At 67.6% G+C, this 12,742-nt stretch carries 11 protein-coding genes; 5 read left to right on the top strand and 6 right to left on the bottom strand.

Annotated elements, in window-relative coordinates; translation table 11 throughout:
* The coding region (locus CC207_RS09895) for a LysR substrate-binding domain-containing protein (protein WP_088852021.1) at window positions 1-847 on the bottom strand (847 nt) is incomplete at its 3' end.
* Window positions 848-1,092: 245 nt separating this feature from the next.
* On the opposite strand from CC207_RS09895, the gene CC207_RS09900 reads away from it, so the two are divergent.
* The 5 genes from CC207_RS09900 to CC207_RS09920 all read left to right on the top strand — a co-directional run bounded on the left by CC207_RS09900 (window position 1,093) and on the right by CC207_RS09920 (window position 7,163).
* On the top strand, window positions 1,093-2,409 hold the full coding sequence (locus CC207_RS09900) for an MFS transporter (protein ID WP_088852022.1): 1,317 nt from the start codon (window positions 1,093-1,095) through the stop codon (window positions 2,407-2,409).
* A 14-nt stretch (window positions 2,410-2,423) separates the two neighbouring features.
* Window positions 2,424-3,821 carry an FAD-dependent oxidoreductase gene (locus tag CC207_RS09905; RefSeq protein WP_088852023.1) on the top strand — a complete coding sequence of 466 codons (1,398 nt, stop codon included), beginning with the start codon at window positions 2,424-2,426 and terminating at the stop codon, window positions 3,819-3,821.
* Between the two features lie 105 nt (window positions 3,822-3,926).
* The gene (locus CC207_RS09910; RefSeq protein WP_028688730.1) at window positions 3,927-4,637 is read left to right on the top strand and encodes a YebC/PmpR family DNA-binding transcriptional regulator; all 711 of its coding nucleotides are present in this window, start codon (window positions 3,927-3,929) and stop codon (window positions 4,635-4,637) included.
* An 87-nt stretch (window positions 4,638-4,724) separates the two neighbouring features.
* A complete protein-coding gene (locus CC207_RS09915; RefSeq protein ID WP_088852024.1) occupies window positions 4,725-5,669 on the top strand; it encodes a LysR family transcriptional regulator in 945 nt (314 codons plus the stop codon).
* An 81-nt stretch (window positions 5,670-5,750) separates the two neighbouring features.
* Entirely contained in the window at window positions 5,751-7,163 is a 1,413-nt protein-coding gene (locus CC207_RS09920; RefSeq protein WP_088852025.1) for a DOPA decarboxylase, read from the top strand.
* Between the two features lie 223 nt (window positions 7,164-7,386).
* Here the strand turns inward: CC207_RS09920 and CC207_RS09925 are convergent, their stop codons facing one another.
* The 5 genes from CC207_RS09925 to CC207_RS09945 form a co-directional block, all read right to left on the bottom strand.
* Window positions 7,387-8,301 (bottom strand): pyridoxal-phosphate dependent enzyme, encoded by a 915-nt coding sequence (locus CC207_RS09925; protein WP_088852026.1) that lies wholly within the window; start codon window positions 8,299-8,301, stop codon window positions 7,387-7,389.
* 15 nt (window positions 8,302-8,316) lie between these two features.
* The gene (locus tag CC207_RS09930) at window positions 8,317-9,012 is read right to left on the bottom strand and encodes a transcriptional regulator (RefSeq protein ID WP_062363432.1); all 696 of its coding nucleotides are present in this window, start codon (window positions 9,010-9,012) and stop codon (window positions 8,317-8,319) included.
* Between the two features lie 141 nt (window positions 9,013-9,153).
* On the bottom strand, window positions 9,154-10,857 hold the full coding sequence (locus CC207_RS09935) for an amidase (protein ID WP_028688735.1): 1,704 nt from the start codon (window positions 10,855-10,857) through the stop codon (window positions 9,154-9,156).
* Window positions 10,858-11,060: 203 nt separating this feature from the next.
* The gene (gene yghU / locus CC207_RS09940) at window positions 11,061-11,897 is read right to left on the bottom strand and encodes a glutathione-dependent disulfide-bond oxidoreductase (protein WP_062363434.1); all 837 of its coding nucleotides are present in this window, start codon (window positions 11,895-11,897) and stop codon (window positions 11,061-11,063) included.
* A 124-nt stretch (window positions 11,898-12,021) separates the two neighbouring features.
* The coding region (locus tag CC207_RS09945) for a DMT family transporter (RefSeq protein WP_088852027.1) at window positions 12,022-12,742 on the bottom strand (721 nt) is incomplete at its 5' end.

The raw sequence follows: 12,742 nt of genomic DNA on the forward strand, positions 1-12,742 counted from the left end.
CCAAAAACGTAGCCACCACCCGCCGCGTCCTCTGCTCACTCAAACAAACCAACGTCTCAGTCAAATGCCGCCGACAATCCACAATCGGCAAAGCACAAACCCTCGCATCAGCCCCAAACTCCGCCGCCGAAACAACCCCAACCCCAATCCCCACCACCACCGCCTCGCGCGCCGCCTCGCGCCCCTCGACCTGGATCGCCGGCCGAATCCGCAACCCGGCCCGCTGCATTTCTTCCTCCAGCGTCTGCCGCGTCACCGACCCCGGCTCACGCAGCACCAGCGGCGTGTCGTCCAGATCCGCCAGGCTGATCTGCCCCCGGCTGGCCCACGGGTGGTTGTGCGAGACAAACGCCACCATCGGGTCACGCCGCATCGGCACGCAGAACAACCGCTCATCATCGACATCGCGCCCGAGCAGGGCCAGGTCCGCCTGGTAACTGAACAGCCGGGCCAGCGACTCGTCGGTATTGCCGGTCTCGATCTTCACCTGGATCCCCGGATAGCGCTGACAGAACCGGGCGATCTGCGGCAGCACGTGCACCGGCGCGTCCACCGCCAGGGTCAGGCTGCCGGTGTGCAGGGCGCGGGAGTCCTGCAGCAGCTCCACGGCCTCGGCCTCGCAGGCGAACAGTCGTTGGTTCACGCCCAGCAGGCGCTCGCCCAGGTCGGTCAGTTGTACAGAACGCTTGTTGCGCTGGAACAGCAGCACGCCGAAGCGCTCCTCGAGCTTGCGCACCTGGTCGGACACCGCCGGCTGGGTCAGAAACAGCTTCTGCGCCGCACGGGTAAAGCTGCCCTGTTCGGCGACCGCATGAAAGGCCTTGAGTTGAGCATGGGAGACCGACATCGAACACTCCACTTAAAAGCTGGGCTTATGTGTGAAATACGATAAATCGATATTATTTATCAGTCAGCAGCTGTTTCCATGTGTTTCAACCCGACCACGCTGCCACGAGCGGCGGCATGTCGGCCATGGCGGCACCACCGCCATCTGACCAGGTGACGTCCCTCCGTCACGCAGTGCGCAACACAACAACAAGACAGGCGTTTCTTCACATTCTGCCGGCACACTCAAACAAGAGGTCAGAGTCAATGAATCAATCCCTGGGCGCCATCAAGCGTTGGCGCGTGCAGATCTTCGCGATCACCTGGCTGGCCTACGCCGCCTTCTACTTCACCCGCAAGGCCTTCTCGGTGGCCAAGCTCGGCATCGGCGAGGATCCGAATTTCATGCTCGACAAGGCCGCCATGGCCAACCTCGACGCGATCTACCTGGCCGCCTACGCCGTGGGCCAGTTCACCTGGGGCATGCTCGCCGACCGATTCGGCCCCCGCGTGGTGGTGCTCGGCGGGCTGCTGATCTCCGCGGCGGCCGCGGTGGTGATGGGCAGCTACGCGACCTTCCCGATCTTCGCCACCTGCATGCTGATCCAGGGGCTGGCGCAGTCCACCGGCTGGGCGGGGCTATGCAAGAACATCGGCAGTTTCTTCCCGGCCTCCCAGCGCGGCCGGGTGCTGGGGCTGTGGAGTTCGTGCTACGCCTTTGGCGGCCTGGTGGCCTCGCCGTTCGCCGGCTGGTGGGCCTACACCCTGGTCGGCACCTGGCACGCGGCGTTCTTCTCCAGCGCCGTGGTGGTGGCCGCGGTGGCAGTATTGTTCTTCATTTTCCAGCGCAACAAGCCCGAGGATGTCGGCCTGCCGGCGGTGGAGCCCGAGCCGCAGAGCATGGCCCCGGGGGAGAACCTGTGCAGCGTGTGGTCGCCGCTGCGCGAGATCCTGCGCAACCGCACGGTGCTGACCCTGGGCCTGGCCTACTTCATGCTCAAACCGGCCCGCTACGCCATCCTGCTGTGGGGCCCGGTGATCGTCTTCGAGCAGATGCCGTCGGTGGGCAAGGTCGGCGCGGCGATCATCCCCACCGCCTTCGAGCTGGCCGGGCTGCTCGGCCCAATCCTCATCGGCCTGGCCTCGGACAAGCTGTTCGGTGCCCGACGCATGCCTGCCTGCGTGATCAGCCTGGTACTGCTGACCCTGACCCTGGCCGGCTTCATGGCGGCGATGCACAGCGGCAGCGTGCTGCTGGTGGTGGCCCTGCTGTTCGTCATGGGCCTGACCCTGTACGGCCCGGATTCGATGATCAGCGGCGCCGCGGCCATCGACTTTGGCACGGCCAAGGCCGGCGCCACCGCGGCCGGCTTCGTCAACGGCTGCGGCTCGGTGGGCGCGGTGCTCGGCGGCCTGCTGCCCGGTTACTTCGACAGCGTCACGGTGTTCATCGTCTTCGCCGGCACCGCGCTGTTCTCCGCCCTGGTGCTGCTGCCGCACTGGAACAGCCGCCCGGCGACTGCCCTGCAGGCCAATGACGTGGCACCCAATACCAGCATGGCGATCAAGCCACTGCGTACCTAAAGGAAAGCGAGTAGATGAGACCCTTCTGGCTGCAACAGGCCCTGGACCAGGAAGACGAAGCGCTGTGCCCGCCGCTCGCCGGTGACGTGCGCTGCGACGTGTGCATCGTCGGCGGCGGCTACACCGGCCTGTGGACCGCACTGATGATCAAGGAACAGGCGCCGCAGCTGGAGGTGCTGCTGCTCGAGGCGGATATCTGCGGCGCCGGGGCCAGTGGGCGTAATGGTGGTTGCGCGCTGTCCTGGTCGGCCAAGTACTTCACCCTCGAGCGGTTGTTCGGGGTGGCCGAGGCGGTGCGCCTGGTGCGCGAGTCCGAGCGCAGCATCGGCGCCATCGGCGAGTTCTGCGCGGCCAACGGCATCCGCTGCGACTACCGCATGGACGGCACCCTCTACACCGCCACCAACCAGGCCCAGCTCGGCGGCACCGATGCGGTGATCGCCGCGCTGGAACAGCAGGGCATCAACTCGTTCCAGCGCCTGGCGCTGGAACAGGTGCAGCGCCTGGCCGGTTCCGAACGGCACCTGGAGGGCTGGTATTCGCCGGCCGCGGCCACGGTGCAGCCGGGGCGGCTGGTGCGCGGCCTGCGCCGGGTGGCCTTGCAACGTGGCGTGCGCATCCACGAGGGCACGGCGATGACCGGCCTGGAGCATGGCGCGCCGGTGCAGGTGCGCACCCGCGCCGGCACCGGCACCGTCCGCGCCGACCGCGTGGTGCTGGGCCTCAATGCCTGGATGGCGCGGGCCTTCCCGCAGTTCGAGCGCAGCGTGGCCATCGTCTCCAGCGACATGGTGATCACCGAGCCGTGCCCTGAGCTGCTGGGTCGGATCGGCCTGGACAGCGGCGTCAGCGTGCTCGACTCGCGGATCTTCGTGCACTACTACCACAACACTTCCGATGGCCGGCTGATGCTTGGCAAGGGCGGCAACACCTTTGCTTATGGCGGGCGCATGCTGCCGGTGTTCGACCAGCCGTCGCCGTACCAGCCGCTGCTGCGCGAAAGCCTGGCCGAGTTCTTCCCGGCGCTGGCCGAGGTGCCGCTGGCGGCGAGCTGGAACGGGCCATCGGACCGTTCGGTGACCGGGCTGCCGTTCTTCGGTCGGCTCGATGGGCAGGGCAACGTGTTCTACGGCTTCGGCTACTCCGGCAGCGGGGTTGGGCCGTGTCACATGGGCGGGCAGATCCTGTCGTCGTTGGCACTGGGGCTGGACAACGCCTGGACCCGTTCGCCGCTGGTCAAGGGGCCGTTGGGGCAGTTTCCGCCGGAGCCGGTGCGCTACCTGGGGTCGTTGTTGGTGCGCAACGCCATCCGCCGCAAGGAACGCGCCGAGGACCGCGGCGTGCGCCCGCGCCGGCTGGACGTGCGCCTGGCGAAGTTCGCGGCGGCGGCGGGGAAGGCGGACAAGGGCTGAAGCCGACGCGATTTCTTGTCGAACCCGGCGCGCAGGGCGTATAAACTCTCCCCACTTTTAGGCCGGTCGCTTCCTGAACCGGCCGCGGAAACAAAGAGAGTCGATATGGGCGCACAGTGGAAAGCCAAACATAGAGAAACAGCGGCCAATGCCAAAGGCAAGATCATGGGCAAGCTGGCCAAGGAGATCCAGATCGCTGCCAAGTCCGGTGCCGACCCGGACATGAACCCGCGCCTGCGCCTGGCCATCGTCCAGGCCAAAAAAGCCTCGATGACCCGTGAGACCCTGGAGCGCGCGATCAAGAAAGGCGCGGGCCTGGACGGCGAGGCCGTGCAGTACCATGCCGTCAGCTATGAAGGTTTCGCCCCGCACCAGGTGCCGCTGATCGTCGAGTGCCTGACCGACAACATCAACCGCACCGTGGCCCAGATCCGCGTGCTGTTCCGCAAGGGCCAGCTCGGCGCCAGCGGCTCGGTGGCCTGGGACTTCAACCATGTTGGCCTGATCGAGGCCACCCCGGAAGGTGACGCCGATCCGGAAATGGCGGCCATCGAAGCCGGTGCCCAGGACTTCGAGGACGGCGAGGAAGAGGGCTCGACCCTGTTCATCACCGACACCACCGACCTGGACGCCGTGCAGAAGGCCCTGCCGGAGCATGGCTTCACCGTCACCTCGGCGAAGATCGGCTACACCCCGAAGAACCCGGTGAGCGCCGCCGGCCTGAGCGCCGAAGCGCTGGCCGAGGTCGAGGCCTTCCTCGAGGCGATCGACGAGAACGAAGACGTGCAGAACGTCTATGTCGGCCTGACCGACTGATCCGCGCGTCATCCTCGCGGGGCAAGCCCACTCCCAGCACGTTCTGTGGGAGCGGGCTTGCCCCGCGATCATTTCCGGACCTGTGCCATGCACCCCACCTTCGCCTCCCTCAGCCTCGCCCACCTGCGCACCCTCGACTGCCTCCTGCAGCTGAAGAACCTCAGCCATGCCGCTGAGCGCCTGGGCTGCAGCCAATCGGCGCTGAGCCGCCAGCTGGCCAGCCTGCGCGAGGCCTTCGACGACCCGCTGCTGGTGCGCCAGGGCCGTGGCTACGTGCTCAGCGAACACGCTGAGGCGCTGGTCGAACCGCTGCGCCAGGTACTGGAGGAGCTCAACGCCTTGCGCCAGCCCGCGGCGTTCGACCCGGCGCGCTGCGAGCGGCGCTTCTGCCTGGCGGCCTCCGACTACGTGGCCGAGCACATGCTGCCGCAGCTGGTCAAGGTACTGGAGCAGGAGGCACCGGGGGTGTCGCTGGAGTACCGCACCTGGCAGGCCGGGCAGTATGCCTTGCTTGCCAGTGGCGAGATCGACCTGGCCACCACGCTGTTCGACGAGTCACCGCCCAACCTGCACGGCCGCTTGCTGGGCGAGGACCGGGCGGTATGCCTGATGCGTCACGACCATCCACTGAGCGCCCGCGCCGAGCTGAGCCAGGACGACTACCTGGCCTTCAAGCACGTAAGGGTGTCCGGGGGCGGCGACAAGGACAGCTTCATCGACCGTCATCTGCGCGCCCAGGGGCTGCAGCGGCGCATCAGCCTGGAGGTGCCGTTCTTCAGCGCGATGGTCCAGGTGCTCGGCAATGGCCAGGGCCTGGCCACGGTGCCCGAGCACATTGCCCGGCAGCTGGCGCGGCTGCATGGCCTGAGTTGGCGGCCGATGGGCTTCATCGACCACACCCAGCGCTATTGGGTGGTCTGGCACCAGCGCCTGCAGGCCTCGGCCGAGCACCGCTGGTTGCGCAACCGGGTTTTCGAGGTGTGGCGTCAGTCGCAGTTCGGCGTGCAGGGCGGGCATGCGCCTTCGCCATAGCAGCTATGCGCGAAGCGGGGTTATTCGCAAACCGGCAGGCGCCTAGACTGCGGGCAATGGACACCGCCCAGGAGCGCGCGCATGACACCCGAACAATTCCGCCAGTACGGCCACCAACTGATCGACCTGATCGCCGACTACCGCCAGACCGTCGGCGAGCGCCCGGTCATGGCCCAGGTCCAGCCGGGCTACCTCAAGGCCGCCTTGCCCGAGGGCGCGCCGCAGAAGGGCGAGTCGTTTGAAGCCATCCTCGCCGACGTCGACAAGCTGGTGATGCCCGGCCTGTCCCACTGGCAGCACCCGGACTTCTACGGTTACTTCCCCTCCAACGGCACCCTGTCGTCGGTGCTCGGCGACTTCCTCAGCACCGGCCTGGGCGTGCTCGGCCTGTCGTGGCAGTCCAGCCCGGCCCTGAGCGAGCTGGAGGAAACCACCCTCGACTGGCTGCGTCAGCTGCTGGGTCTGAGCGGGCAATGGAGCGGGGTGATTCAGGACACCGCCTCGACCAGCACCCTGGTGGCGCTGATCAGTGCCCGCGAGCGCGCCACCGACCACGCCCAGGTGCATGGCGGCCTGCAGGCCCAGGCCAAACCGTTGATCGTCTACGTCAGCGCCCATGCCCACAGCTCGGTGGACAAGGCCGCGCTGTTGGCCGGCTTTGGCCGCGACAACATCCGCCTGATCCCCACCGACGCCCGCTACGCCATGCGTCCTGAAGCGCTGCGCGAGGCCATCGAGCAGGACCTGGCCGCCGGCAACCAGCCCTGTGCCGTGGTCGCCACCACCGGCACCACCACCACCACCGCGCTGGACCCGCTGCGCCCGATCGGCGAGATCGCCCAGGCCAACCAGCTGTGGCTGCACGTGGACTCGGCCATGGCCGGTTCGGCGATGATCCTCCCGGAGTGCCGCTGGATGTGGGACGGCATCGAGCTAGCCGATTCGGTGGTGGTCAACGCCCACAAGTGGCTGGGCGTGGCCTTCGACTGCTCGATCTACTACGTGCGCGATCCGCAGCACCTGATCCGGGTGATGAGCACCAACCCCAGCTACCTGCAGTCGGCGGTCGATGGCGAGGTGAAGAACCTGCGCGACTGGGGCATCCCGCTGGGGCGTCGGTTCCGGGCACTGAAACTGTGGTTCATGCTGCGCAGCGAAGGGGTCGAGGCCCTGCAGCAACGCCTGCGCCGCGACCTGGAAAACGCCCGCTGGCTGGCCGCCCAAATCGAGTCGGCACCGCAGTGGGAAGTGCTGGCGCCGGTGCAGTTGCAGACCCTGTGCATCCGCCATCGCCCGGCGGGCCTCGAGGGCGAGGCGCTGGATGCCCACACCCGCGGCTGGGCCGAGCGCCTCAACGCCTCGGGTGACGCCTACGTGACCCCGGCGACCCTGGACGGGCGCTGGATGGTGCGGGTGTCGGTGGGGGCGTTGCCGACCGAGCGTGAACATGTGCAGCAGTTGTGGGCGCGTTTGCAGGCGGTGGTGGCGGAGTAAACACCATTCAGGTCTCGCTGTATCTTTATTGATATAGCGATCAGGCGGTCCTGCCCAGTGGCCATGGCGCCGGGCACAGGCTGCGCAGCAGCAGGTCGGCCTGGGCCTGGGTGGAGGCGCGGGTGGGCCTGACCTGACCCGAGCTGCCGGGCGCCATGCCGAATCGGAAGATAGCGATAGCGTGTTTGCCGACAGCTGCGCGGTTTCAGCTATGCCAGCTGAATCAGCAGGCCGCTCGCCAGGCGCGGATCTGTTCCAGCGTGGCGGTGGCGCCGCCGCAGACGATCACCAGCACATTGCCGTAGGCGGCCACGGCCTCGGGTTGTTCGAGCAGGGCCAGCGCGGCGCCGCAGGCCGGTTCCACCAGCAGGCGATGATCACGCAGCAGCCGCTCGCAGGCATCGAGGGCTTCGCGGTCACTGACCAGGTGGCTGCGCACCGGGTGCTGGCGGGTGCAGGCCAGCGCCTGCTCGGCAACCCGCTTGGCGCCCAGCGAAGTGGCCACCGAGGCGATGCGCGGCAGTTCCACGGTATGCCCGGCAGCCATGGCGGCGTGCAGCGACGCCGCGCCATCGGTCTCCACCGCCAGCACCGGTACATCCTGCCAGCCGTTGCGCTGCAAGCCTTCAACCACGCCGCGGAGCAGGCCGCCGCCGCCGACCGAAAGCACCACCGCGTCAGGCTTGAAGCCGGCGACGGCGACCTCGTCGATCATGCTGGCGTGGCCTGTCCACAGCAGCGGATCGTCGAACGGGTGGATGAAGGCGTCGTCCGCGCCGACCAGGGTCTGGGCGTGCTCATTGGCTTCCTGCCAGGAACTGCCGCGCACGATCACGCGGGCGTCTTCCAGACGCAGCAGTTCCCTGGCCCGTTCGGTAGTGGTCTCGGGCACCACCACGGTGACCGGCACACCGAGCTTGCGGCCGGCATAGGCCACCGCCAGGCCGGCATTGCCGCCGGACGACGAGACGAAATGCCGGGCACCCCGGGCATGGTGGACCTCGCAGGCATGGCCGACGCCGCGCAGCTTGAACGAGCCGCACGGTTGCAGGGCTTCGAGCTTGAGCCACACCGGGCGGTTGGCGCTCAGGGACAATGGGCGGGATTCGATCAGCGGGGTAGGAATGTGCAGCGGCATGATGGGCTCCGGGGTTCAGTCGCGGGCAGCCGTGGCGGGCTCGCCGCGCAGCTGCTCCAGGTAGTTGTAGACGGTGTAGCGGGTCACGCCGAGGGCTTCGGCGGCTTTCTCCACGCCACCCTTGACGATGAACAGGCCGCGCTCCTGCATGAGGCGCACGGCCTCGACCTTGGCCTGTTTGTTCATCCGCCCCTGGCCGCTGCGTTGCAGCGCATCCTGGATGATCCCGGCCATCAGCGCGGTCATGTCGGCCGCCTCGTCGGCCGGCGCCGGTGTCGCGCCCAGTGGCTGGAAGTGCTGGAGAAAGGCCATGGCGGCCTCCAGGCCGGTGACGTCGGTGTTCACGCACAGGCTGGCGAAGGGCAGGCCGTCGCGGTCGCGGAAGATCGCCGTGGCGCTGCGCAGGCTGCGGCCCTTGAGGGTGGTGGGGTAGTCGGGCAGCACCACCGGCGCGCAGCCCTGCTGGTCGGCCGAAGCCTGCATCAACGCCTTGAAGCCCTGGTCCTGCTCGGGGGCGGCGAGAATCGGGCTGCCGACCCGGCGACCGGAAAGATGGCCGTTGACGATTGCCACCACCGAGTGCTCCGGGTGTTCGAGGTCGTGCAGGAGGATCTCGACGTTGCGTGGGACGACACTGCCCAAGGCCTGCAGGGTGGCCTGGAGAACAGTCAGGGTGAGCTGGCGTTCTTGCTGGGTGGTGGGAGAGGGCATGGGAAGGGGCCTGATTCAATAATGTGTTGAATTTTACACAAAAAGTTGAATCTGGTGAGTGCAGTTGTTTGGCCCACATGAAAACGGGGCCAACCCGCTCCTGCGGGCTGCAGGAGCAAGTTGGCCCCGTTGTCAGGCGAATCAGCCCAGCTTTGGCGTACGCGGCGGGATCATGCGGCGCGAGCCGGTCGACTCGAAGGCAGCAGCGAATTTCAACAGATTGTTGTCACTGTACGCCTTGCCGGCGAAGGTCAGCCCCACCGGCATGCCGATATCGGCCATCACGCCCATCGGCACGGTCACGGTCGGTACACCCAGGTGACGGATCGCCAGGTTGCCGTTGGCCACCCAGATGCCGTTGCTCCAGGCGATGTCCGCCGACTCCGGGTTCACATCGGCGTCCGCCGGGCCGACGTCGGCCACGGTGGGGAACAGCACCGCGTCCAGGCCCTGGGCGTCCATCCAGTCTTCCAGGTCGAGCTTGCGGGTGGCTTCCAGGCCGCGCAGGCCATCGGGCACGGTGGCGATCTGGTCCCAGGTCTTCAGGCCGCGCTTGGCCATGTTGACGTATTCGTCCATGCCGGCGGCCAGGTCGTCCTCACGGTTGGGCAGGGTGCCCGGGTCGTGGGGGAAGATCTGCGGGCCGTCGACATCGGCCAGGCGGTTGAGCTTGGGATCGTCGTTGGCGCGCAGGAAATCGTCGAAGGCCCAGCCGGACAGTTCCCACAGTTCGTCATGGAGGAACTCCTTGCTGACGATGCCGCGGGTGAACACGGTCGGCGCGCCCGGGCGATCGCCCTCGCAGTTGGACACCAGCGGGAAGTCGGTCTCCACCACTTCGGCGCCGGCCGCTTCCAGGGCCTGGCGCGCCTGCTGCCACAGTTCGATCACGCTGGCGCGGGTGTTGATGCGCTGTCCGGTCGGGCCGCCGATGCCGGGTTTTTCCGAGGTGCCTGCGTCGGGGTCGGCGTTGATGTACATGCGTGGCACGGCGAAGCGCTTGCCTTTGAGCGACTCGGCGCCTACGGCCAGGTCCAGGTACGAGCGGGGGCGCACGCTCGAGGCGGCCGGAATCGGCACCCATGGCTGCAGGCGCCACAGGTCGCCGCGGGTGTCGCTGTCGTCGGCCACCACCACGTCGAGGATTTCCAGCAGGTCGGCCATGGTCCTGGCATAGGGCACGACCACGTCCATGGTCGGTGTCAGCGGCCAGTTGCCGCGCACCGAGATCACCCCGCGTGACGGGGTGTAGGCGCACAGACCGTTGTTCGAGGCCGGGCCACGGCCACTGGACCAGGTTTCCTCGGCCAGGCCGAAGGCGCTGTAGCTGGCGGCGGTGGCGGTGCCGGCGCCGTTGGACGAGCCGGAGGCGAAGGGCGCGGTCAGGTAGGCGGCGTTGTACGGGCTTTCGGCGCGGCCATAGACGCCGCGCTGCATGCCGCCGTTGGCCATCGGCGGCATGTTGGTCTTGCCCAGGCAGATGGCGCCGCCGGCGCGCAGGCGCTCGACGGTGAAGGCATCGCGCTGGGCGACCAGGTCCTTGAACGCCGGGCTGCCGGAGGCGGCAGTCAGGCCCTTGACCAGGTAGCTGTCCTTGGCGGTGTAGGGAATGCCGTCCAGTGGGCCGAGGGTCTCGCCGCGGGCACGGCGGGCGTCGGAGGCTTCGGCCTCCTTGAGCGCGTCAGGGTTGCGCACGACCACGGCATTGAGTGCGGTGGCGGTGTCCTTGCCATCGTAGGCGTCGATGCGCGCCAGGTAGGCCTTGACCAACTCGACGGCGGTCGTGCGGCCGGACTCGAGCGCGTCGCGCAGCTCGGCAATGGAAACCTCGGTTACCTCGATCATGCTGTCACCACAGTTGTGCAGGTGGAAAAATCATGGCGGCGAGTGTAGCAAGAAGGTCCTGCTGGGCGCAGGCATGCAGCGGGGAAATGGTTGGTTGCAGCCAGGCAATCGAACGGCGGGGCGGTGTGCGCGGTTGCCTATGCCCCTCGAGGCATAGACAACACGGATGAGGTGCTCGCGTCGCGGTGTGTGGGGTGGCAGGATCACTCCAGGTCGCTGGCCGCGTGGCGCTCCGCCACTTGGCTGGCTTCCTCGCCCCAGGTGCGGTTGACGCGGGTGCCGCGCTGCACCGCCGGGCGTTGGGCGATGGCTTCGGCCCAACGCTGCACGTTCGGGTACTCGTGCACCGCGAGGAACTCGGCCGCGCCGTACAGGTTGCCGCGCACCAGCTGGCCGTACCAGGGCCACACGGCGATGTCGGCGATGCTGTAGGCGTCGCCGCCCAGGTAGGCGCTTTCGCCCAGGCGACGGTCGAGCACATCGAGCTGGCGCTTGGCTTCCATGGTGAAGCGGTTGATGGCGTACTCGAACTTTTCCGGCGCGTAGACGTAGAAGTGGCCGAAACCGCCGCCCAGGTAAGGCGCCGAGCCCATCTGCCAGAACAGCCAGTTGAGGCTTTCGGTGCGCGCGGCCAGGTCCTTGGGCAGGAAGGCGCCGAACTTTTCCGCCAGGTACAGCAGGATCGAACCGGACTCGAACACTCGCACCGGCGGTTCGACGCTGCGGTCGAGCAGGGCGGGGATCTTCGAGTTGGGATTGACCTGCACGAAGCCGCTGCCGAACTGGTCGCCCTCGCCGATGCGGATCAGCCAGGCGTCGTATTCGGCATCGCTGTGGCCGAGGGCCAGCAGTTCTTCCAGGAGAATGGTGACCTTGACCCCGTTGGGCGTGGCCAGGGAGTACAGCTGCAGCGGGTGCTTGCCGGTGGGCAGCGGCTTGTCGTGGGTGGGGCCGGCCACCGGACGGTTGATGCTGGCGAACTGGCCGCCGGAGGGCGCCTCGAAGGTCCAGACCTTGGGCGGAACGTAGGGCTTGCTCATGGGGAATCTCCAGGGTGGCGCAATGCGGGTTGACTGCTTCTATGCCATGGATTCGCCAATGGTCACAAGCGCGACATGCGCTTTGTAGGAGGTCGCCCAGCCCTTTCGCGACGCAAGGCCGCTCCTACGCGGACCGTGCAGGGGCTGCGGCCTGGGCCTCGGGTTTCTTCGCAGGCTTGAGCCGCGACACGCCGAACAGCACCAGCACCAGCCCGGCCACTTGGTACAGCGAAACCGCCTCGCTGAGGATCAGCCACGAGGCCAGCATGGTCAGCACCGGCCCCAGGTTGCCCACCGCGGCCGTGTGCGTAGGCCCCATGCGCTGGATCGCCAGGGCCACCCAGTAGATCGGCAGCACCGTGGAGAACAACGCCATCAGCGCCGCGTTGAGCCACACCGCGCTGGGCAGTTGCAGCAACGGCGCGACATCCGCCACCAGCAGGTAATGGGCCAGCACCATCAGCGACGAGGCGCTGCCGCACAGGCCGGCCAGGCGCATCGAGTTCATGCGCTTGAGCATCATCCCGGTGCCGGAATAGTACAGGGCATAGGTCACCGCACTGGCGAACACCCACAGCGAGCCGACCAGCACCTGGTTGCCGCTGCCCGCGCTGGCGATGTCATGCACGAAGGCGATGCCCAGCCCCAGGTAGCACAGGCCCATGGCCGCCAGCGTGCGCAGGGTGGGGCGTTCGCGTTGGACGACGGCCTGGATCACCAGCACCAGGGTCGGGTAGGTGAACAGGATCAGGCGCTCCAGGCCGGCGCTGATGAACTGCAACCCATAGAAGTCGAACAGGCTGGCCAGGTAGTAGCCGAACAGGCCAAGCAGGGCAACCCGCAGG

Origin of the sequence: Pseudomonas sp. DrBHI1, assembly GCF_002205115.1 — a bacterium.
GTDB lineage: Bacteria > Pseudomonadota > Gammaproteobacteria > Pseudomonadales > Pseudomonadaceae > Aquipseudomonas > Aquipseudomonas mosselii.